At 50.3% G+C, this 18,471-nt stretch carries 32 protein-coding genes; 2 read left to right on the forward strand and 30 right to left on the reverse strand.

The window, feature by feature from the left end:
- Window positions 1-11: 11 nt before the first annotated feature.
- From rpmE to rplC, 30 genes are all read right to left on the reverse strand, one after another.
- Window positions 12-248, reverse strand: a complete 237-nt coding sequence (gene rpmE / locus BRW63_RS02380) for a 50S ribosomal protein L31 (RefSeq protein WP_073069326.1) — start codon at window positions 246-248, stop codon at window positions 12-14.
- A gap of 87 nt (window positions 249-335) precedes the next feature.
- A complete protein-coding gene (gene rpsI / locus BRW63_RS02385; protein WP_068814909.1) occupies window positions 336-743 on the reverse strand; it encodes a 30S ribosomal protein S9 in 408 nt (135 codons plus the stop codon).
- Complete coding sequence (gene rplM / locus BRW63_RS02390; protein WP_073069327.1) at window positions 743-1,198, reverse strand: 50S ribosomal protein L13; 456 nt, start codon at window positions 1,196-1,198, stop codon at window positions 743-745. The genes rpsI and rplM overlap by 1 nt, the downstream gene beginning before the upstream one ends.
- A 61-nt stretch (window positions 1,199-1,259) precedes the next feature.
- Window positions 1,260-2,138, reverse strand: a complete 879-nt coding sequence (gene truA, locus BRW63_RS02395; protein ID WP_073069328.1) for a tRNA pseudouridine(38-40) synthase TruA — start codon at window positions 2,136-2,138, stop codon at window positions 1,260-1,262.
- Between the two features lie 11 nt (window positions 2,139-2,149).
- Complete coding sequence (gene rplQ, locus BRW63_RS02400) at window positions 2,150-2,476, reverse strand: 50S ribosomal protein L17 (RefSeq protein ID WP_425320459.1); 327 nt, start codon at window positions 2,474-2,476, stop codon at window positions 2,150-2,152.
- Between the two features lie 100 nt (window positions 2,477-2,576).
- Window positions 2,577-3,521, reverse strand: coding sequence for a DNA-directed RNA polymerase subunit alpha (locus BRW63_RS02405; RefSeq protein ID WP_219898314.1), 945 nt, complete (start codon window positions 3,519-3,521; stop codon window positions 2,577-2,579).
- Between the two features lie 123 nt (window positions 3,522-3,644).
- Window positions 3,645-4,040, reverse strand: coding sequence for a 30S ribosomal protein S11 (gene rpsK / locus BRW63_RS02410; protein WP_073069331.1), 396 nt, complete (start codon window positions 4,038-4,040; stop codon window positions 3,645-3,647).
- A 104-nt stretch (window positions 4,041-4,144) separates the two neighbouring features.
- Window positions 4,145-4,528, reverse strand: a complete 384-nt coding sequence (gene rpsM, locus BRW63_RS02415; protein ID WP_073069332.1) for a 30S ribosomal protein S13 — start codon at window positions 4,526-4,528, stop codon at window positions 4,145-4,147.
- Between the two features lie 97 nt (window positions 4,529-4,625).
- Window positions 4,626-4,739, reverse strand: a complete 114-nt coding sequence (rpmJ, locus tag BRW63_RS02420) for a 50S ribosomal protein L36 (protein WP_073069333.1) — start codon at window positions 4,737-4,739, stop codon at window positions 4,626-4,628.
- 105 nt (window positions 4,740-4,844) lie between these two features.
- A complete protein-coding gene (infA, locus tag BRW63_RS02425) occupies window positions 4,845-5,072 on the reverse strand; it encodes a translation initiation factor IF-1 (protein ID WP_068814897.1) in 228 nt (75 codons plus the stop codon).
- Window positions 5,073-5,319: 247 nt separating this feature from the next.
- On the reverse strand, window positions 5,320-5,868 hold the full coding sequence (locus BRW63_RS02430; protein WP_073069334.1) for an adenylate kinase: 549 nt from the start codon (window positions 5,866-5,868) through the stop codon (window positions 5,320-5,322).
- Window positions 5,868-7,172: a preprotein translocase subunit SecY gene (secY, locus tag BRW63_RS02435; protein ID WP_073069335.1), complete on the reverse strand. Its 1,305-nt coding sequence runs from the start codon at window positions 7,170-7,172 to the stop codon at window positions 5,868-5,870. Before secY ends, BRW63_RS02430 begins: the two co-directional genes overlap by 1 nt.
- 139 nt (window positions 7,173-7,311) lie before the next feature.
- Window positions 7,312-7,788, reverse strand: coding sequence for a 50S ribosomal protein L15 (gene rplO / locus BRW63_RS02440; RefSeq protein ID WP_073069336.1), 477 nt, complete (start codon window positions 7,786-7,788; stop codon window positions 7,312-7,314).
- 72 nt (window positions 7,789-7,860) lie between these two features.
- Window positions 7,861-8,385: a 30S ribosomal protein S5 gene (gene rpsE, locus BRW63_RS02445; RefSeq protein WP_068814890.1), complete on the reverse strand. Its 525-nt coding sequence runs from the start codon at window positions 8,383-8,385 to the stop codon at window positions 7,861-7,863.
- A gap of 10 nt (window positions 8,386-8,395) precedes the next feature.
- A complete protein-coding gene (gene rplR / locus BRW63_RS02450) occupies window positions 8,396-8,758 on the reverse strand; it encodes a 50S ribosomal protein L18 (RefSeq protein ID WP_073069337.1) in 363 nt (120 codons plus the stop codon).
- A 3-nt stretch (window positions 8,759-8,761) separates the two neighbouring features.
- On the reverse strand, window positions 8,762-9,310 hold the full coding sequence (gene rplF / locus BRW63_RS02455) for a 50S ribosomal protein L6 (protein ID WP_073069338.1): 549 nt from the start codon (window positions 9,308-9,310) through the stop codon (window positions 8,762-8,764).
- Between the two features lie 70 nt (window positions 9,311-9,380).
- Window positions 9,381-9,782 carry a 30S ribosomal protein S8 gene (rpsH, locus tag BRW63_RS02460; RefSeq protein ID WP_073069339.1) on the reverse strand — a complete coding sequence of 134 codons (402 nt, stop codon included), beginning with the start codon at window positions 9,780-9,782 and terminating at the stop codon, window positions 9,381-9,383.
- A gap of 23 nt (window positions 9,783-9,805) precedes the next feature.
- A complete protein-coding gene (gene rplE, locus BRW63_RS02465) occupies window positions 9,806-10,351 on the reverse strand; it encodes a 50S ribosomal protein L5 (RefSeq protein WP_073069340.1) in 546 nt (181 codons plus the stop codon).
- Window positions 10,352-10,415: 64 nt separating this feature from the next.
- Complete coding sequence (rplX, locus tag BRW63_RS02470; RefSeq protein ID WP_073069341.1) at window positions 10,416-10,763, reverse strand: 50S ribosomal protein L24; 348 nt, start codon at window positions 10,761-10,763, stop codon at window positions 10,416-10,418.
- Window positions 10,763-11,131 (reverse strand): 50S ribosomal protein L14, encoded by a 369-nt coding sequence (gene rplN / locus BRW63_RS02475; RefSeq protein WP_073069342.1) that lies wholly within the window; start codon window positions 11,129-11,131, stop codon window positions 10,763-10,765. Before rplN ends, rplX begins: the two co-directional genes overlap by 1 nt.
- A gap of 17 nt (window positions 11,132-11,148) precedes the next feature.
- Window positions 11,149-11,400 carry a 30S ribosomal protein S17 gene (rpsQ, locus tag BRW63_RS02480; protein WP_073069343.1) on the reverse strand — a complete coding sequence of 84 codons (252 nt, stop codon included), beginning with the start codon at window positions 11,398-11,400 and terminating at the stop codon, window positions 11,149-11,151.
- A gap of 68 nt (window positions 11,401-11,468) precedes the next feature.
- Window positions 11,469-11,681, reverse strand: a complete 213-nt coding sequence (gene rpmC, locus BRW63_RS02485) for a 50S ribosomal protein L29 (protein ID WP_068814871.1) — start codon at window positions 11,679-11,681, stop codon at window positions 11,469-11,471.
- Between the two features lie 3 nt (window positions 11,682-11,684).
- The gene (gene rplP / locus BRW63_RS02490; RefSeq protein ID WP_073069344.1) at window positions 11,685-12,107 is read right to left on the reverse strand and encodes a 50S ribosomal protein L16; all 423 of its coding nucleotides are present in this window, start codon (window positions 12,105-12,107) and stop codon (window positions 11,685-11,687) included.
- Window positions 12,108-12,171: 64 nt separating this feature from the next.
- Complete coding sequence (rpsC, locus tag BRW63_RS02495; protein ID WP_068814867.1) at window positions 12,172-12,924, reverse strand: 30S ribosomal protein S3; 753 nt, start codon at window positions 12,922-12,924, stop codon at window positions 12,172-12,174.
- A 46-nt stretch (window positions 12,925-12,970) separates the two neighbouring features.
- Entirely contained in the window at window positions 12,971-13,327 is a 357-nt protein-coding gene (rplV, locus tag BRW63_RS02500) for a 50S ribosomal protein L22 (RefSeq protein WP_073069345.1), read from the reverse strand.
- Window positions 13,328-13,404: 77 nt separating this feature from the next.
- Window positions 13,405-13,683, reverse strand: coding sequence for a 30S ribosomal protein S19 (gene rpsS, locus BRW63_RS02505; RefSeq protein WP_068814863.1), 279 nt, complete (start codon window positions 13,681-13,683; stop codon window positions 13,405-13,407).
- Window positions 13,684-13,703: 20 nt separating this feature from the next.
- Window positions 13,704-14,567 (reverse strand): 50S ribosomal protein L2, encoded by an 864-nt coding sequence (gene rplB / locus BRW63_RS02510; RefSeq protein WP_073069346.1) that lies wholly within the window; start codon window positions 14,565-14,567, stop codon window positions 13,704-13,706.
- 22 nt (window positions 14,568-14,589) lie between these two features.
- The gene (locus BRW63_RS02515) at window positions 14,590-14,892 is read right to left on the reverse strand and encodes a 50S ribosomal protein L23 (protein WP_073069347.1); all 303 of its coding nucleotides are present in this window, start codon (window positions 14,890-14,892) and stop codon (window positions 14,590-14,592) included.
- Window positions 14,885-15,517, reverse strand: coding sequence for a 50S ribosomal protein L4 (gene rplD / locus BRW63_RS02520; RefSeq protein WP_073069348.1), 633 nt, complete (start codon window positions 15,515-15,517; stop codon window positions 14,885-14,887). Before rplD ends, BRW63_RS02515 begins: the two co-directional genes overlap by 8 nt.
- 17 nt (window positions 15,518-15,534) lie before the next feature.
- Window positions 15,535-16,182: a 50S ribosomal protein L3 gene (gene rplC, locus BRW63_RS02525; protein WP_073069349.1), complete on the reverse strand. Its 648-nt coding sequence runs from the start codon at window positions 16,180-16,182 to the stop codon at window positions 15,535-15,537.
- A 718-nt stretch (window positions 16,183-16,900) separates the two neighbouring features.
- On the opposite strand from rplC, the gene BRW63_RS27480 reads away from it, so the two are divergent.
- Together BRW63_RS27480 and BRW63_RS02535 are read left to right on the forward strand one after the other, a co-directional pair.
- Window positions 16,901-17,047: an EamA family transporter gene (locus tag BRW63_RS27480; RefSeq protein ID WP_143161989.1), complete on the forward strand. Its 147-nt coding sequence runs from the start codon at window positions 16,901-16,903 to the stop codon at window positions 17,045-17,047.
- Entirely contained in the window at window positions 17,044-18,129 is a 1,086-nt protein-coding gene (locus BRW63_RS02535; RefSeq protein ID WP_073069351.1) for a bifunctional transcriptional activator/DNA repair enzyme AdaA, read from the forward strand. Before BRW63_RS27480 ends, BRW63_RS02535 begins: the two co-directional genes overlap by 4 nt.
- Window positions 18,130-18,471: the final 342 nt, after the last annotated feature.

Raw genomic sequence — 18,471 nt, forward strand, 5'->3', positions numbered from 1 at the left:
ACCTAGCTGCCCTATTTCTTGTCGTCGGCTGTCGCGGTTTCGTCCACCATGCCATATTTCCGCATGAAGCGTTCTACCCGACCTTCGGTATCAATAATCTTCTGAGTGCCCGTGAAAAATGGGTGATTTCCAGACCATACATCGACGTTGAGTTGGGGCTTAGTAGACCCGATCGTCATCACAACTTCACCATTGCAATAGACTTTGGCTTCGGGATACCACTTGGGGTGAATATCAGGCTTAGGCATTGAGAATCTCCGAACTTACTAGATCAATTTTAACATTTTGCTCAAGAGTCATTGGCGATCTTCGATCAACCAATGACAAGAATAAAGTTAGCGCTTCGAGAACTGAGGAGCTTTACGCGCTTTCCGCAAACCGTATTTCTTCCGCTCTTTGGCACGAGGGTCACGAGTCAAATAGCCTTCCGTTTTGAGAGGCTTCCGATTTTCGGGGTCGAGCTGACAAAGCGCACGAGCCACCCCAAGACGAATGGCATCTGCTTGTCCAGTCAAGCCACCACCGTGAGCGTTGACGAGAATGTCATACTCACCTTCCAATCCCAGCGTTTCGAGGGGAGCTTTCGCAGCCGACAAATATTCTGGGTTGAATTGGAGATATAAATCTCCGGGCTTGCCGTTAACCGTGATTTGACCTTCACCGGGAACGAGGCGAACCCGTGCCACCGCAGATTTACGGCGACCTGTACCTAGATAGACGACGCGACCTTCGGTGGCTTGCATTAGTTAGCTCCTTTTGGGATGGTGTTGATTTCGAGAACTTGAGGCTTTTGAGCCGCGTGAGGATGATTCGGGCCTGCATAGACGTTCATTTTGGTGAACAGTTGGCGACCCAGCGAGTTCTTCGGCAGCATTCCTTTGACAGCGCGTTCAATGATCCGCTCAGGGATGCGGGCTTGCAGCTTATCGAAAGTCTCGGTCTTCATCCCACCGGGGCGACCAGAGTTGCGACGATAGAGTTTCTGGGTGCGCTTTTTGCCCGTCACTTCAATTTTTTCGGCGTTGATGATAATTACAAAATCACCCGTATCCATCGAAGGGGTGTAGGTCGGCTTGTTTTTACCGCGTAGCACCATCGCAACTTGGGTAGCAAGCCGGCCGAGCCGTTTATCTGTGGCATCCACAACGTACCAATTACGCTCTAGAGTAGCCTGGGGTGGGAGATAGGTTTTTTCCATGACAGTGTTTCGGTTAAAGGGTTAGACAGTTCTAGAGGAACCTCGCTTGGCGATCGCTTGACTAACTCAAGCAATATTCAGGAGCCGTTCCAGAGGAACTTTTCTCAAGGGTCATCGCATTTGGCAAAACAAATCGGGGTTGAGTATCATACCAAACTTCGGGCGGAAAGGGCGATTCAGGATACCCAACTCGCAGCAGACACAAGCCTTGAGGGGGTGCCGCATATTTCACTTCGTCTCGTCGCTGTGCCGTCCAGATTTTGGTGAAATCATCGGGCGATCGCTCTCCTCGTCCTACCTGCACCAGCAAGCCGACTAAGAGCCGCATCATTCCATACAGAAATCCGCTTGACTGCACTTCGACTGTTACGAGTGACCCTTGACGCTGACACTCCGCCGCCTGAATATCTACCCAAGAGTGCGGACGAGTCGAACCTGCCCGGTGGAACGCCGCCATGTGATGCCGCCCAATCATCGGATCGAGTGCCGCCTGAATCAGCGTTTCATTCAACGGTGCGTGGTAGTAATGCCAAGCAAACGGGCAAACAAACAGATTGGGACGCGCTTCCGTAAATAAGGTGTAACGGTAGCGTCGCCACGCGGCAGAAAATCGAGCGTGCCAGGTTGAATCAACCAAAACAGAAGCCCGAATTAAGATATCGTTTGGCAGCCGCGAGTTCAAAACGTCTGCCCAGCGATGTGCCGGAATCAAGGTTTCTGCATCAAAATGGGCAACTTGAGCGGCTGCGTGAACTCCTGTATCAGTTCTTCCTGCCGCATGGATTACCACAGGGCGGTTAAGCACTGATCGCAGCGCTGTCTCAATATCTTCCTGCACCGTGCGTTGATTTGGCTGCCGTTGCCACCCATGAAAATGAGTGCCCAGGTATTGAATAACCAGGGCAACCCGTTGAGTGGATTGTGATTTAGCAGCCAGCATGGTGTGAGAAATCAGGTTAGCTCGATGATTGCCATTGCAGCATTGTCGCCGCGACGAGGAACGGTGCGAAGAATGCGAGTATAGCCACCTCGACGATCAGCGTACCGCTGAGGGGCTTGCTCAAATAATGCATGAACGAGTTGCTTGTCGTAGATATATCCCATCGCTTGACGACGAGCGGTGAGAGAGCCATCTTTGGCGAGAGTAATCATTTTCTCAGCTTCCGATCGGAGAGCCTGAGCGCGAACCTTAGTCGTTTTAATTCGACCGTTGCGAATCAGTTCAGTGGTCAAGGCTCTTAAGAGCGCTCGACGCTGATCCGCAGGTTTGCCAAGCATTGGAACTTTACAACGGTGCCGCATAGCTTTAGGGAGGGGGTCAGTTACAAGGAGTGGGACGTTCGTATTATATGAAACGTCCCTATAAACGAATCACGAACTAACTAGGCTTAGAGGATTTCTCCATCGGTAGGGTAATTCCTAAGCGTTGTTGAAGGGCTTCGACCACTTCTTCGGCAGATTTCTGACCGAAATTCTTTATTTCGAGCAGGTCTTCCTGAGTGTAGTCGAGCAGGTCAGCAACGGAATTGATTTGCGCTCGCTTTAGACAGTTGTAGGCACGCACCGAGAGTTGGAGTTCCTCGATCGGAATCTGACTCTCAGGACCTTCCTCACCAGGAAAGGGATCGTCTAGCGGCTCAGAGGGGATATCTTTGAGCGGGTTAAACAGATCGACGAGAATATTAGCAGCTTGGCTCAACGCCTCTTGAGGAGTCAAACTGCCATTCGTCGCAATCTCCATAATCAAGCGGTCTTTTTCAAGAGAACCGCCTGCTCTCGCTTCAACACTGTAGTTCACCTTACGAACTGGCATAAAAACAGAGTCGATTTGGAGAAAATCAAGCGCAGCCGCATCTTCACGAGCTTTGTCAACCGTTCGATACCCTTTGCCTTTCTCGATTCTGAACTCCATCTCTAGCGTTGAGTTAGGAGCCAAGGTCGCGATGTACTGATCGGGATCGACGAGTTCTACATCTGAAGGTAAATCGAACTGTTCTGCTGTCACTGTCGCCGGACCTTGCACAAGCAATCGCCCAATTTGAGGCTGAGAAGAATGGCTCCTAAAAACCAATTTTTTCATGTTCAGCATGATATCGAGTACGTCTTCTCTCACTCCTGGAATCGTGGCGAACTCATGGCTGACACCCGCCATCCGCACTGCCGTCACTGCTGCTCCTTCCAAATTGGATAGCAGCACCCGCCGCAGAGCGTTTCCAACGGTTGTTCCCTGACCACGCGCTAGGGGTTCCAGAATGAACTTACTATATTGGCTCTGGTCTTTGTCCGTAGTGGACTCTACACATTCAACCTGAAACTGTGCCACGGAGTGACCTCCTTCTCCTTCTCGCTGAGGGTGATCCCTCATTTGACTCTGAAATCAAATCTCGCTGCTGACTGTCAAAAGACAGATTGCAGCGTTCATCACTCACCATAGAAATTCGCGCCACTATACCCGACGGCGCTTGGGCGGACGACAACCATTGTGAGGAATGGGAGTCACGTCACGAATCAGGGTGATTTCCAGCCCAGAGCCTTGCAGCGCCCGAATTGCAGTTTCACGACCTGCTCCGGGTCCGCTGACCATGACTTCACACTGGCGCATTCCTTGATCCATTGCCCGACGGGCTGCGCTCTCTGCCGCCGTTTGAGCCGCAAAGGGCGTTCCCTTTTTCGCGCCCTTAAATCCACTAGAACCAGCAGATGCCCAAGATACGACTTCGCCGCCAGTGTCGGAGATGGTGACGATCGTATTGTTGAAGGTGGATGAAATATATGCCACCCCGCTCGGCACATTTTTCTTTTGCTTACGGGGTCCAGTCTTTCTAGTTGGTTGTCTCGCCATGTCTAAACTCTAGATCTAAGGTTCTAAATCGATGTGTGATTAAGTTGGCAACTTGCCCAAGCACTAGTCGTCTCAAGCGCAACTCAACAGTTGCCAAAAGTTAATTACTTCTTACCGGGTGCCTTCTTCTTACCTGCAACGGTACGACGACCGCCCCGACGGGTACGAGCATTAGTGCGGGTTCGCTGTCCGCGCACAGGCAAGCCCAGACGATGACGACGACCCCGATAGGTGCCGATGTCCATCAATCGCTTGATGTTCATGTTTTCCATTCGTCTCAGATCGCCTTCAACCTGATAGCCGCTCTCAACGGCTTCTCTCAGAGAAGACACATCGGCATCGCTCAAATCTTTAACGCGGATATCGGGATTCACACCTGTTTTGGCGATCACCTCTTTTGCCCGTGTCAATCCAATTCCGTAAATGTAAGTGAGACCAATCTCAACGCGCTTATCGCGAGGAAGGTCTACTCCGGCAATCCGTGCCACGCTTCTGTCTCCCTAACTTGAATTGCTTGAGGATGTTCATAATCACACAAAACCCCTGTCACAGAAGTCCTCTTCTTCGTATGACAGGAAACCTGATCTAGCCCTGACGCTGTTTATGCTTCGGGTTTTCACAAATCACCATGACGCGACCCCGACGGCGGATGACACGGCATTTTTCACAAATCTTCTTAACGGATGCTCGAACTTTCATGCCCTAACCTGGCAACACTGCAACAAACATAATATCCTAACAATTTTTTATAGGAGTTGTCAAAGAAATCGTTCTATGACTAGCTTTAAAAGGCTTTTTTGAATCCTACTTCTTGTTTCGTAGACGATAGGTAATTCTACCTTTTGTGAGGTCATAAGGCGTGAGTTCGACTTTGACGCGATCGCCCGGAAGAATTTTGATGTAATTCCGACGGATTTTCCCTGAAATGTGGGCTAACACGTTGAAGCCGTTATCGAGGTCAACGCGAAACATCGCATTCGGCAAGGAATCAATGACCGTTCCTTCCATTTCGATGAGATCTTGTTTAGACAAACTTGAGTGCCTCCATTACTGTAAATGATTTCAGAAGTCAACAGAATCCGCGCAGGATTTTGTCAGCCTTCTTGAGTTTAGATCATTAAATTTGTTTTTAACTTCTCAGACACAGTTTGCTAGTCTCAATCTGTGGTAAGGGTGCGCCGCAACAAATTTCTATTGAGTCAAAACAGAGTATCAAGTCGAGAAACCAAGATTCGTCAGCGCTCAACCTTGGCTGGAGAAGAATCTGGCTAAACAATCGCTAAATGAGCTTGTCCAGTTGCTCTGTCACCTCTTCCATCGGTTGGCTGCCATCGATCGTGGTGAGCTTTTCACGAGTCTGGTAGTAGTCGATTAAGGGAGCGGTTTGCTCTCGGTAGACTTCTAAACGACGACGAATTACGTCTTCGTTGTCGTCTTTGCGACCTCGACTGAGCATTCGCTCGACCAAGGCTTCGTCAGGGACATCAAAATTGATGGCGCGATCGCACGTCTGATTTAGCTCGATCAGCAGTCCATCTAACGAATCAGCCTGCACCACCGTGCGCGGATATCCATCTAGAATCCAACCAGGTTGAGCGTCAGGCTGTCCCAACCTTTCTCGAATCAAATCAATGACGAGTTGATCAGGAACCAGTTCACCGCCGTCCATATAACTCTGTGCTTTGACACCCAGAGTTGTTTGGCTAGAGACGGCTGCCCGTAGAATATCTCCCGTCGAGATGTGAGGGATATTGTGCAAGTCTGCTAAGAGTTTCGCTTGAGTTCCCTTACCTGCCCCGGGTGGTCCTAGAAAGATTAATCGCGCCACTACTGTTTCACCATTCCTTCGTATCTTTGTGAGATGACATAAGTTTGAATCTGTTTTGCTGTGTCGATAGCCACACCAACCAGAATCAGCAAAGAGGTGGCACCGAAGCCTTGGAAGGTCGGAACTCGCGTGGCAGTCTCAACAAACGTAGGGACGATCGCGACAATTCCTAAGAAAATCGCTCCCAGAAACGTCAATCGATTCAAGACGCGCTCAATATACTCAGTGGTCGCCTTGCCAGGACGAATGCCTGGAATACTCGCTCCCATCTTCTTCAAGTTCTTCGACATCTCATCGGGTTGAACCACCAAAGACGCATAGAAATAGCTAAAGAACAGAATCAAGATCAGATAAAGAACGCTGTGTTGCCAAGAGTTTGGACCTAAATAAGTGCTGATAAACTGGCTGATGGAGGCGTTTTGAAATGCTTGAGCGACTAGTGCAGGTAACGTCAAAACAGTGGAGGCGAAAATAATCGGCATCACGCCGCCTTGATTGAGACGAAGCGGCAGATAGCTGCTTTTCTCTAGATAAGTCCGACGACCGACTTGACGGCGCGCAGAGATAATGGGGATTCTGCGAGTTCCTTCTTGGACAAAGACGATGCCAACGACCATCGCTAGAAAGACGAGCAGAAGAATCACGACCCCGCCGACCACATTACGATCGCCACTCTGTGCCAATTCAAAAGTTTGACCCAGCGATCGTGGCAGCGTCGAGACAATGTTCAAGAAAATCAGCAAGGATGCGCCGTTTCCGATGCCTCGCTCTGTGATTAGCTCTCCCACCCACATCACAAACATAGAGCCTGCGGTTAACGCCAGCACCGTTTCAGTGATGAATAAAGGACCCCAATCTGAAGCAAACGGACGGAGTAACCCGATCGTCAGCATCAAACTCTGAACGACTGCCCATCCCCCCGCCACGTATCTTGTGATTTGTGAGATTTTGCGTCGTCCTGCTTCACCTTCATTTTTCTGCAAATCTTCCAGTGCCGGGATCGCGGCTGTCAGCAGTTGCAAAATAATGGAAGCATTGATAAAGGGAAGAATGCCTAAAGCAAAAATTCCTAATGTTCTTAAACCGCCTCCAGCAAATAAGTCAACAAAGCTAAGAGCCGTGTTGCCTTGAATATTGGCGGCGAAAGCAGCGCGATCGATGCCTGGGAGTGGAATATAAATGCCCAGACGAACCAGAATTAATAAGCCAACAGTCAGCAGTAAACGCCCTCTCAGTCCGGCGGCTTGAGCCATCTGAACAAAGGTTTCCTGCGCGGTTGGAGTTTTATCTCGACTAACGACCATAAAGGGATACCTCTTACATACTCGCAGTTGTCTAGCAAAATGACTCATCGGCAGTTGCCACAGACTGCAAAGCGTCATCCCTCAAATCGAAGGACAACGTTTACACACTCTTTCAGATGACCCGTTACAGACCAGAGAGCTACGCCTTGGCGCGATGCCAGGTCGGTTTGCCAACCAGCACTTCACAAGTTCCACCTGCTGCCTCAATTTTAGCGCGGGCGTTTTCCGTGAACCCAGTTGCCTGAACGGTCAGCTTTGCCGACAGATCGCCATCTCCCAAAATCTTGAGCGGACCGTCATCGGTCGTAACAATCCCAGCCTCCATCAGTGAAGACAAATTCACCTCAGTATTGGCGGGAAGGGATGCCAAATCGCCGACATTAATCGTAGTGTAGTGCTTCCGATTGATGACGGTGAAATAACTTAATTTAGGTAAACGACGATAGAGAGGCGTTTGACCCCCCTCAAAACCGGGGCGAGTGGGACGACCCGATCGAGACTTTTGACCCCGCATTCCAAAGCCGCCGCTTGCGCCCTGTCCTGCCGCAATGCCTCGACCAATTCGGCGCTTGCGCTTGGTTGAGCCTTCTTGAGGCACAGCATCTTCTAATCTCATAATTCGTTGCTCTTAGTTAAGGACTACTCAAGAAATTAAGTGAACCGCGAAGACTCACGATTCACTATTTGCTCAAGTTGCGTAGAGATTCTCGATCGGAACACCGCGCTCTTCTGCCACATCAGCAAAGGTGCGGAGGTTATCTAACGCGCTGACCGCAGCCCGCGCATTATTAAGAGGATTGCCAGAACCGAGTTGCTTCGCCAAGATATTCTTGACACCTGCGAGTTCGAGAACGGTACGAACGGCTCCCCCAGCAATTACTCCAGTACCAGGAGCGGCAGGGCGCATCATCACTTTTGCACCACCACCCGCACCTTGAGCCGGGTGAGGAATCGAATTGGATTTGGTCAGAGGCACTTCAACGAGGTGCTTTTTGCCATCTGCCACGCCTTTCTTGACCGCGCCGATTACGTCACTGGCTTTGCCGACTCCTACGCCGACTTGACCTTTTTCGTTACCGACGACGACAATAGCGCGGAAGCTGAGTTTTTTACCGCCCTTGACCACTTTGGTCACACGACGAATTTGCACGACCCGCTCTTGCCAGTCTGATTTCTCTTCGCGAGGTTTGTTGCTCTTGCGACCTTTTGCCATGTTTTTTCTCCTAGAAGTCTAGACCAGCTTCGCGGGCAGCTTCGGCTAGCGATTTTACCCGTCCGTGATAGAGGTTGCCCCCACGATCGAAGACCACTTTTTGAATGCCTTGGGCGATCGCCCGTTGAGCCACCAACTTGCCGACCTCAGTCGAAGCCTCACAGTTTGAACCTGACTCAACTTTACCCTTGATTTCTGGATCGACCGTCGAAGCAGAAACCAGAGTGTGTTGGGTGGTGTCGTCAATCACCTGAACATAGATGTGCTGGTTAGAGCGAAACACTGCGAGACGAGGACGCTCTGAAGTTCCGGTAACGGTACGACGAACCCGTGCGTGACGACGACGGGTTGATTCTCGACGAGTCATTTTCATGATCTATTTCTTCCCTTTACCACCAGTCTTACCAACTTTGCGTCTGACCACTTCGCCAGCATATCGAATGCCCTTGCCTTTGTAGGGTTCGGGAGGACGTACCGCCCGAATTTTGGCGGCAGTATTTCCAACAATTTCTTTATCGATGCCACTGACAGTCACGTTAGTGTTGCCTTCAACCGCGACCTGAATTCCCTCTGGTGGGGCAATATCTACAGGTTTGCTGTAGCCCACGTTGAGAATTAGGTTTCGCCCTTGAACTTGGGCACGATAACCGACACCCTGAATTTCGAGCTTTCGCTGAAATCCGGTAAAGACCCCTTCAACCATATTGGCGACGAGGGTGCGGCATAAACCATGACGTTGACGAGCCGCACGCGAGTCATCTCGCTGCTTGACTTCGATCGTCGTTCCGTCTTGTTCAACAATCACTTCTGGCGGCAAAACTCTGGAGAGTTCGCCTTTAGGACCTTTGACTGAAACATGTTGCCCATCAAGGGTGACCGTCACCGTTGCGGGAACATCAATAATACGCTTACCAATCCGAGACATAACTGATCACCTTTTTTGAATAAAAGCTGTTCGCTGTGAGCCAGTCAACAGCAACGACTAATATCCAGACTCACCAGACATAACAAAGGACTTCGCCGCCGACTCCGGTGCGCCGAGCTTCGCGATCGGTCATGATGCCGCTGGATGTCGAGACGATCGCAATGCCGATGCCACCTAACACACGAGGAAGTTCCTTGCGGTTAGCGTAAACTCGCAGTCCGGGTTTGCTGACTCGCTTGAGGGCAGTGATAATCGGCTTGCGACTTTTGCCCCGATATTTGAGACCCAGCACGAGATGACGCTCAACGCCTTCTCCCGCTTCTTCATAGTCAGCAATAAAGCCTTCTGCCTTCAGCACATTGGCAATGCTGCGCGTCATCTTGGTCGATGGCACTTTGGTCGTTTGGTGTCTTGCTAGGCTTGCATTTCGGATGCGAGTCAGCATATCTGAAATTGTGTCGTTAACCGCCATAGTTCCCTCTTAATGAAACTGCATCAGTTGTCCCGGAATGGCATGCCCAGTTCTTTAAGCAGGGCGCGACCTTCTTCGTCGGAGTTTGCAGTGGTGATGATTGAAATGTCCATACCGCGAATCTGATCGATGCTGTCATATTCGATCTCCGGGAAGATCAACTGCTCTCTCAGACCTAGCGTGTAGTTTCCTCGTCCGTCGAAGCTCTTGGGGCTGATGCCTCTAAAGTCACGAATCCGAGGCAGCGAAAGATTGATCAACCGATCGAGAAAAGTAAACATTCGATCACCGCGCAGTGTCACCATCACGCCGACGGGCATTCCTTCGCGGATTTTGAAGCCAGCGATCGCTTTCTTGGCGCGGGTCACAACGGGCTTTTGTCCCGTGATCGTCGCAATCTCGTTGATCGAAGCTTCCAACGCTTTCGCATTTTGTGAAGCTTCACCGAGTCCCCGGTTGATCGTGATTTTCGCCACTTTCGGAACTTGATGGAGGTTCGTGTAACTAAACTGCTCCGTCAGCTTCGGGACGATCTTTTCTTGATAGATATCTTTTAATCGTTGAGCCATATTTGGGTTCCTCTTCCCTGGGCTTGGTCAGGGGCTAGTGGAGTCTTGAGGCGCGTCGCGTCTCTTAATCGATGATCTCGCCCGTCTTTTTTAACATCCGAACTTTCTTGCCGTCGGCGTTGACGGTGTAGCAGATGCGGCTTGCCACTTTCTGCTTTTCGGAGTAAACCATGACGTTAGAGCTATGAATTGGGGCTTCTTGAGTGACAATCTGACCCGATTCGCCTTCTTGCTGTGGTTTGACGTGTTTGGTGCGAACATTCACACCCTTGACCACGACTTTGCTCAATTTAGGAAGGGTTTGCAGGATTTCGCCAATCTTGCCTTTGTCACTGCCCGCGATGATTTTTACGGTGTCGCCTTTTTTGACATGCATCTTGTGACGCACAACTTCTTTCTGAACCCTTGCCATTACAGAACCTCCGGAGCGAGGGAAACGATTTTGGTAAAGTTTTTCTCGCGCAATTCACGAGCAACGGGGCCAAATACCCGCGTGCCTCTGGGGTTGCCGTCTTGGTTGATAATCACGGCTGCGTTGTCGTCAAATCGAATGCTCATACCGCTATCGCGCCGCATTGTGTGTCGAGTCCGAACAATCACCGCACGAACCACATCCGATTTTTTGACCGCCATGTTAGGGAGCGCATCCTTAACCACCGCAATGATTACATCCCCGACTCCGCCATAGCGACGATTACCGCCACCAATCACCCGGATACACATCAGCTTTCGAGCGCCGCTGTTGTCCGCTACATTCAGATAACTTTCTTGTTGAATCATGTCTAAGTCCCTCGCATTTAACCTTTAGAGGCAGTACCCAGGATTTCGGACACGACCCAACGCTTGGTGCGGCTGAGAGGTCGGGTTTCCTGAATGCGGACGCGATCGCCCGTTTTGCACTTGTTTTCTTCATCGTGCGCTTTGTAGCGCTGAGTGTTGACGACAATTTTGCCGTATTTGGGGTGAGCGGCTCGGTTCTCGATCGCCACAACGATGGTCTTATCCATCTTGTCGCTGACCACTACACCGACTCTTTCTTTGACTGCCATTGCAATTACTCCAGTAAAAAGGATGAAACAAAAAGGTGAATTTAGAACCAGATCTTGAATTCAGCCTTCTAGTCTTCAGTCTTTTTCAACTGCCGCTCTCGCTCGACAGTCAGCAGTTGAGAAAGCTGATGTCGTGTGTGCTTGAACAGATGAGGCTTTTCTAATTGGCGAGTGCCCTTTTGCATTCTCAGTGTAAAAAGCTGCTTTTTGACGGCAACGATTTGGTCTGCCAATTCTTGGTCGCCTAGATTTCTGGCTTCTTCGATCTTAGGAAGAGGCATAGGTTAAGACTCCTCCGTGGTTTGACGGGTAATAAATTTCGTCTTGATGGGCAGTTTGAATGCCGCAAGACGCATCGCTTCACGAGCGATTTCTTCAGTCACGCCCGCAATCTCAAACATGATGCGACCCGGCTTGACGACTGCGACCCAAAACTCAGGCGCACCTTTACCAGAACCCATTCGGGTTTCGGCAGGGCGCATCGTCACGGGCTTGTCAGGGAAGACGCGAATCCAGATTTTGCCACCCCGACGAATGTAGCGAGTCATCGCACGACGACCCGCTTCGATTTGACGAGAGGTAATCCAGGACGGCTCTAGGGCTTGTAGACCGAAATCTCCAAAGTTGAGGTCGCTTCCGCGAGAAGCCATTCCTCTCATTCGACCGCGCTGCTGTTTGCGGAATTTTGTTCTTCTTGGGCTTAACATGACTCGATACCAATTAAATTCAGGAGTCAGGAGTCAGGAGTCAGGAGGATTAGTCCTGCATCCTTTATCCTTCGTTCGATCGGTCTTCAAATTGTTGGCGACGACGCTGTTGACGACGACGGGGTTGGTTAGAAGGAGGAGCGGCATCAATAAGTTCTTGACCGGGGATGATTTCACCCTTGAAGACCCAGATTTTGATCCCCAAAATTCCGTAGATGGTTTGAGCAGTAACGTAGGCGTAGTCAATGTCAGCTCTTAGCGTATGCAGAGGAACCCGACCTTCACGAGTCCATTCAGGACGCGCGATTTCAGCCCCGTTTAAACGACCACTGACTTGAATTTTGATGCCTTCAACGCCTGCTCGTTGAGCGCGTTGAATCGCTTGACGAACCACGCGACGGAAGGAAACCCGACGCTCTAGCTGTTCGGCAATATATTCGCCGATTAAGGCAGCATCGGCATCGACACGAGCCACTTCGACGACGTTGACGCGAATTTGACGATCGCTGCTGCCCAATGCTTCTTGCAGTCCCAAGCGTAGGGTTTCAATCCCGGCACCACCGCGACCCACAATTACACCAGGGCGAGAAGTGCGAATTTCTAAATCAATCTGATCGGCTTTACGCTCGATCCGAATCTCAGAAATTCCAGGCTTTTTAAGGTTGTCAAGATTTTTGGGATTCTTAGCGAAAAACTCGCGAATCTTGAAATCTTCTTTCAACAGTTCAGGATAGCGGCTAGTATCGGCATACCACCGAGAGCGGTGATCTTTGATGATCCCTAGCCGAAACCCAGTTGGATTAATTTTCTGTCCCACGAATGCGTTCCTCTGAGATAAAGCAGTTTAAGTAGGAATAACTGAACTAGGATTCGGCTCCGGGAGCCACTGCCACGGTGATGTGACAAGTCGGCTTGCGAATTTGGTAAGCCCGACCCTGTGCCCGCGGTCTAAACCGCTTCAGCGAAGGACCTTGATCGGCAAATGCTTGGCTCACCACCAAACTTGCCCGCTCCATGCCTTCATTGTGTTCAGCATTTGCTGCCGCAGAACGCAGCACTTTGAGTACAGGCTCACAGGCGCGATAAGGCATGAACTCCAGAATGATCAATGCCTCCCGGTAAGACAGTCCTCGAATTTGGTCGAGAACTCGGCGCACCTTGTGAGGGGACATGCGGATGTAACGTGCGATCGCTTTAACTTCAGTCGTATCAGTAGCCATAGTTTTCTCCTTACGGGCGGGCGAGGGATTGCAATCAGGCTTTCACCCGTCACCCTCACACTCTGCTGCCCTTTCTCCTATCGACGTGCTTTCTTATCGCTACCTGCGTGTCCCCGGAAAGTCCGAGTCGGAGCAAATTCGCCGAGTTTGTGACCGACCATTTGCTCAGAGACATAGACGGGAACGTGCTGACGACCGTTGTGAACGGCGATCGTGTGTCCAATCATCTGAGGCAAAATTGTCGAGGCTCGTGACCAGGTTTTGATGACTTGCTTGTCACCTCTGGCGTTGAGCGCTTCAACCTTACTCATCAGGTGGTCAGCAACAAAGGGACCTTTTTTAAGTGAACGTGCCATGTGAGTCTCCCTAAGTCAAATTACGATTCCCGTCCGCCGCGTCCACGTTTCGAGGACTTACGACGACGACGCACAATCAGCGCACTGCTTAACTTCTTCTTGTTGCGAGTTTTGCGTCCCAGAGTCGGCTTACCCCAAGGTGTGACAGGACCCGCACGCCCGATCGGTGCCTTTCCTTCTCCACCACCATGAGGGTGATCAACGGGGTTCATGACGCTACCGCGCACTTGAGGACGACGACCTTTGTGACGGGTGCGCCCAGCTTTGCCCAGGTTGATATTTCTCGCTTCGAGGTTGCCCACCTGTCCGATCGTGGCGTAACACTCTTTGCGAATCATTCGCACTTCAGTCGAGGGCAATTTTAAGGTGACATAATCACCCTCCTTCGCCGCAACTTGAGCCGCTGCACCTGCCGCCCGAACAATCTGACCCCCTTTGCCAGGAACGAGTTCAACGTTATGAACGATCGTACCGAGCGGAATCTTTTCGAGGGGCAATGCGTTGCCGATCTCGATCGGAGCATCAGGACCGGAACGAATTACAGTGCCGACCTTAAGGTTGTTGGGATGAAGAATATAGCGCTTTTCACCATCACTATAAAACACCAGAGCCAGACGAGCGTTGCGGTTTGGATCATATTCGATCGCCGCCACTCGCGCCGGAATATTCAACTTGTCACGACGAAAATCAATGATGCGATAGAGGCGTTTGTGACCGCCGCCCCGGTGACGACAGGTGATCACGCCTCGGTTGTTGCGTCCTTTATCCCGGTGTTTAGTCGTAGTTAGAGACTTTTCAGGCTCGGTCTTCGTGATCTCACTGAAGTCAGAAACACTACGCTGGCGACTACCAGGAGTCAAGGGTCGATAAATTCGGATGCCCATAATTTGCTACTCTCAGGGGTTTCTAAACTTCTGGGAACAAGGTGATTGAATCCCCGTCTGCTAGGGTGACGATCGCTTTCTTATAGTGAGGTCTGTGACCTGCAAACTTGCCGACACGACGAGCCTTGCGAGGAGGATGCTGAGTGGTAACTCCAGTCACCTTCACCTCAAACATCAGTTCGACGGCTGCCTTGATCTCAGGCTTGGTGGCTTTAGGCTGAACCTCAAAGGTGTATTGGTTGAGTTCCAATCTCTGAGTCGCTTTCTCAGTGATAATTGGACGCCGAATTAAATCCGCTAAGTTGCGGGGGCTGAAATCACTCACCGTATACCTCCTGGATCTTCTCAAGAGCAGCAGGGGTCGCCACAATGTGGTCGGCTGCTAGCAAATCAAATACGTTTAGATTATTTGCCGAGATCAGTCTGAGCTTTTCAATGTTGCGAGCAGATAGATAGACCATCTCGTTCCGCTCTGCCATGATGATTAGCACTTTCTTATCTGGCTCAACACCCCATCGGCTAAGGGCTTGCACCATTTCTCTAGTCTTGGGACGGGACAACTGAGCCGCAAAGTCTTCAACGACAATCAAATCAGCGACGCGACTTTGGAATGCCGTCCGCAGTGCCAAACGTCGCTCTTTGCGATTCATCTTCAGGGTGTAATCTCTGGGTTTCGGTCCAAAGATTACGCCACCCCCACGCCATAGAGGAGAACGAATAGAACCCGCACGAGCGCGACCTGTTCCTTTCTGTCTCCAGGGTTTGCGTCCGCCCCCGCGCACTTCTGCACGAGTCTTGGTGGAAGCGGTGCCTTGACGCTGATTCGCCAACTGACGAACCAATGCTCTGTGGACGACATGAGCCGCACTTTCTTCTCTGGCAACTTTAAGCTCGATCGAGGCTTGCCCCGCATCGTCTCCCTGCCAATTTTTCACTACACAATCAACCATTTCTGTCTCCTTCTGCCCTAGCGCCCAACTTTCTTAGCGGGCATGATTTGCACCAGAGCACCGGGCTTGCCGGGAACTGCTCCTTTGATCAAAATCAAGTTCCGTTCCGTATCTACACGCACCACGGTCAACTTCTTGATCGTGACTTGAGTTCCGCCCAAACGACCCGCCATCCGCTTACCAGGGTAGACACGTCCGGGGGTGGTGCCTGCCCCGGTCGAACCGGGAGCGCGGTGGTTTTTAGAACCGTGAGACATGGGGCCTCGTGCGAAGTTGTGACGCTTCTGATAACCCGCAAAGCCTTTACCAATGCTGGTGCCTGTCACATCGACGATCTGACCTGCTTCAAAGATGTCAGCTTTGATCTCTTGACCTAACTCGTAGGCGCTGTAATCTTCTGAAGGTAGGTATTGGCGCATCTCAGTAAGATGCCGCAGGGGAGCAGAATTGGATTTGGCGAGGTGCCCCAATTCAGGTTTGCTCAATGACTTGACTCGTGTTTCACCAAACCCGATTTGAACGGCAGTATAGCCATCTGTTTCAGGAGTTTTGACTTGGGTGATGGGGCAAGGCCCTGCTTGAATGACGGTCACAGGAATTGATTTCCCTGTTTCGTCAAACACTTGAGTCATGCCGAGCTTTGTGCCGAGAATGCCGACAGCCACGGTAACTGGTCTCCTTTTCTACACACTTGAACATAGCGAAACCACGACTTTGAGGACGCAGCTTCGTTATCGAACGGATTCCACGGTCTGAGACCAGATGAATCTTACCTCTCGTGATTTAAGAGGCAGCGGATTCCGCATTCCTTTAGACACTTTGGTCGATTCTGCAAAGCTGCTTGAGAGCTGCTGACTGGCATTGCTCTTTTGTGCTTCTCCCGCCTGGACTTGAACAAATAGTTGCTCAGTATCCGTTGATGGCTGGGGTCAAACGCGCAAGCTGGGTTTTGCAAACCCTGAAGAAGTTTCTCGCTCCTTCGCCCGAAGTCTCGAAACAATTTCCCTCACGCGAGGTGAAAAAGCTTTCCGAGATGCGCTACAGCTTATTACTATAGCTCAAATTTGATTGCTCTCTCACGGAAATTGCACAATTAGAAATTTAGCGACAGTTAAGTAGTGTAATACAGTGGTGTGGCGATCGTCTACTAAATTGCCCAAATTTCTTTTCTCAGGTGAACAGTTAACAAAGTTTGATCACAACGATCGGATAGAAAACAATTCGAGAAATGCTTATTCTAGGGTCATCCTGAAAAAGACTCGCTGTGATCATGTTGCCATTAACCTTCGTGTTAGGAAGTCCCTGGACGTTAAACCCTAGTGCAATTCCTTGGAGTGCTTTATTCGCATTGTTTTTTTAACACAGCAATCGCTTACACAGATCATGGTTACGTTTTTGATTCCAATCAGTGCTTTATTTCTTAGCGTGTTTATTCTCCGTAAACACTTGCATTGGAAGACGTTCGCAGGCACGATATCAATCTTTGTAGGTCTAGCAGCGATCGCCGGACGATTGCTCAGAACATTATGACTCAACTGATTGAAGAAACCTTTTGGCAAGCAGTGCTCGATCGCGATCCCAGTTTCAACGGAAAAATCTTTTACGGCGTACACTCCACGAAAATCTATTGTCGTCCACCTTGTCCCAGCCGTAGACCCAATCGAAATCAGGTTTCATTCTATCGATCGCCCCAAGCTGCCGAAGCAGACAATTTTCGTCCTTGTAAGCGATGTCATCCGCAGACTGTGATCGCTCCCAATCCCACAAAAGATAACGTCATTGCAACTTGCCGTTACATCGAAGACCAATCCGAACACATTCCCACTCTCGCCGAGTTAAGCGATCGCGTTGAAATGAGTCCGAGTTATCTGCAACGACTCTTTAAGCAAATGATTGGCGTGACTCCTCTTGAGTATGCAACTGCTCATCGAATCAAGCATTTAAAGCAACATCTTCATCAAGGGGAAGCGGTTACTTATGCTCTTTATGAAGTGGGTTATGGATCGAGTAGCCGACTTTACGAAACTTCATCGGAGAACTTTGGAATGACTCCCGCATCTTATAAGCAACATGGCAAAGGGGAAGAAATTCGTTATGCGATCGTCAATTCTCCCCTCAATTTCCTTATGATCGTAGCCACAGACCGAGGACTATGCAGCGTTCAACTTGGCGACTCGCTCGCAGAACTTGAAGACCAACTCCGCACTGAATTCCGTCATGCTTCAATTCGTGAAACGGATGACCTTCAGAACTGGATGCAAGCGATCGTGAACTACCTAAGCGGCAATTTGCCCTTACCGGATCTGCCTTGTGATGTCAGAGCGACTGCCTTTCAGATTCAGGTTTGGGAGGCGCTTAAAAAGATCCCGATCGGAACCACTGTTCATTACAGCGATGTTGCTTGCACGATCGGACAGCCAACTTCAGTTCGGGCGGTGGCTCGTGCTTGTGCAACTAACCCGATCGCGCTTCTGGTTCCGTGTCATCGAGTCACTCCTAAATCGGGCGGGCTAGGAGGTTATCGCTGGGGAGTCAGCCGCAAACAGGCACTTCTCGATCTGGAGAAACGTGCTATTAAACTAGCCGCAGAAAACAAAGCCATCATAAGTTGAATTGATGATGATCAGGCGGCTACCTTCGCAAATGACTTAGGAACGTGGATTTATTAAGGTGTAACTTCTCGCCATCTCCCTAAGGAGTTACGGTGTACACCAATCTTTGTCGCTGCGTTTGGGTCGGCTTCAGCCTCCTAAATCCCCCATTCTGGGGGACTTTGAGCTAAGACTCTGGTTTCAAAGTCCCTCACTCGTGGGGGATTTAGGGGGCAAAAGTCTCGGCGATGACAAATCAGAGGACTTTTACAGGTTATTTAATCCACGATCCTTAGCGTCTCACCTATCGTATGGATAGAACTTTTTAATCAGTGAAGCTCCTCACTGAACAGTAGAATGATC

This window comes from Phormidesmis priestleyi ULC007 (genome assembly GCF_001895925.1).
Taxonomy (GTDB): domain Bacteria; phylum Cyanobacteriota; class Cyanobacteriia; order Leptolyngbyales; family Leptolyngbyaceae; genus Phormidesmis_A; species Phormidesmis_A priestleyi_A.

Coding starts and splice junctions, on each gene's coding strand:
- rplX (WP_073069341.1), bottom strand. CDS start 10,763: ATGGCAAGGGTTCAGAAAGAAGTTGTGCGTCACAAGATGCATGTCAAA.
- rpmE (WP_073069326.1), bottom strand. CDS start 248: ATGCCTAAGCCTGATATTCACCCCAAGTGGTATCCCGAAGCCAAAGTC.
- rpsK (WP_073069331.1), bottom strand. CDS start 4,040: ATGGCGAGACAACCAACTAGAAAGACTGGACCCCGTAAGCAAAAGAAA.
- rplB (WP_073069346.1), bottom strand. CDS start 14,567: ATGGGCATCCGAATTTATCGACCCTTGACTCCTGGTAGTCGCCAGCGT.
- rpsQ (WP_073069343.1), bottom strand. CDS start 11,400: ATGGCAGTCAAAGAAAGAGTCGGTGTAGTGGTCAGCGACAAGATGGAT.
- rplM (WP_073069327.1), bottom strand. CDS start 1,198: ATGGAAAAAACCTATCTCCCACCCCAGGCTACTCTAGAGCGTAATTGG.
- rplP (WP_073069344.1), bottom strand. CDS start 12,107: ATGTTAAGCCCAAGAAGAACAAAATTCCGCAAACAGCAGCGCGGTCGA.
- secY (WP_073069335.1), bottom strand. CDS start 7,172: ATGGTCGTTAGTCGAGATAAAACTCCAACCGCGCAGGAAACCTTTGTT.
- rplE (WP_073069340.1), bottom strand. CDS start 10,351: ATGGCTCAACGATTAAAAGATATCTATCAAGAAAAGATCGTCCCGAAG.
- rpsE (WP_068814890.1), bottom strand. CDS start 8,385: ATGGCAAAAGGTCGCAAGAGCAACAAACCTCGCGAAGAGAAATCAGAC.
- BRW63_RS02535 (WP_073069351.1), top strand. CDS start 17,044: ATGACTCAACTGATTGAAGAAACCTTTTGGCAAGCAGTGCTCGATCGC.
- rplF (WP_073069338.1), bottom strand. CDS start 9,310: ATGTCTCGGATTGGTAAGCGTATTATTGATGTTCCCGCAACGGTGACG.
- rplV (WP_073069345.1), bottom strand. CDS start 13,327: ATGGCTACTGATACGACTGAAGTTAAAGCGATCGCACGTTACATCCGC.
- BRW63_RS27480 (WP_143161989.1), top strand. CDS start 16,901: ATGGTTACGTTTTTGATTCCAATCAGTGCTTTATTTCTTAGCGTGTTT.
- rplQ (WP_425320459.1), bottom strand. CDS start 2,476: ATGCTTGGCAAACCTGCGGATCAGCGTCGAGCGCTCTTAAGAGCCTTG.
- rpsH (WP_073069339.1), bottom strand. CDS start 9,782: ATGGCGGTTAACGACACAATTTCAGATATGCTGACTCGCATCCGAAAT.
- rpmC (WP_068814871.1), bottom strand. CDS start 11,681: ATGCCTCTTCCTAAGATCGAAGAAGCCAGAAATCTAGGCGACCAAGAA.
- rpmJ (WP_073069333.1), bottom strand. CDS start 4,739: ATGAAAGTTCGAGCATCCGTTAAGAAGATTTGTGAAAAATGCCGTGTC.
- rpsS (WP_068814863.1), bottom strand. CDS start 13,683: ATGGCACGTTCACTTAAAAAAGGTCCCTTTGTTGCTGACCACCTGATG.
- rplN (WP_073069342.1), bottom strand. CDS start 11,131: ATGATTCAACAAGAAAGTTATCTGAATGTAGCGGACAACAGCGGCGCT.
- rplO (WP_073069336.1), bottom strand. CDS start 7,788: ATGAGATTAGAAGATGCTGTGCCTCAAGAAGGCTCAACCAAGCGCAAG.
- rplD (WP_073069348.1), bottom strand. CDS start 15,517: ATGGTTGATTGTGTAGTGAAAAATTGGCAGGGAGACGATGCGGGGCAA.
- truA (WP_073069328.1), bottom strand. CDS start 2,138: ATGCTGGCTGCTAAATCACAATCCACTCAACGGGTTGCCCTGGTTATT.
- rpsI (WP_068814909.1), bottom strand. CDS start 743: ATGCAAGCCACCGAAGGTCGCGTCGTCTATCTAGGTACAGGTCGCCGT.
- rplR (WP_073069337.1), bottom strand. CDS start 8,758: ATGAAAATGACTCGTCGAGAATCAACCCGTCGTCGTCACGCACGGGTT.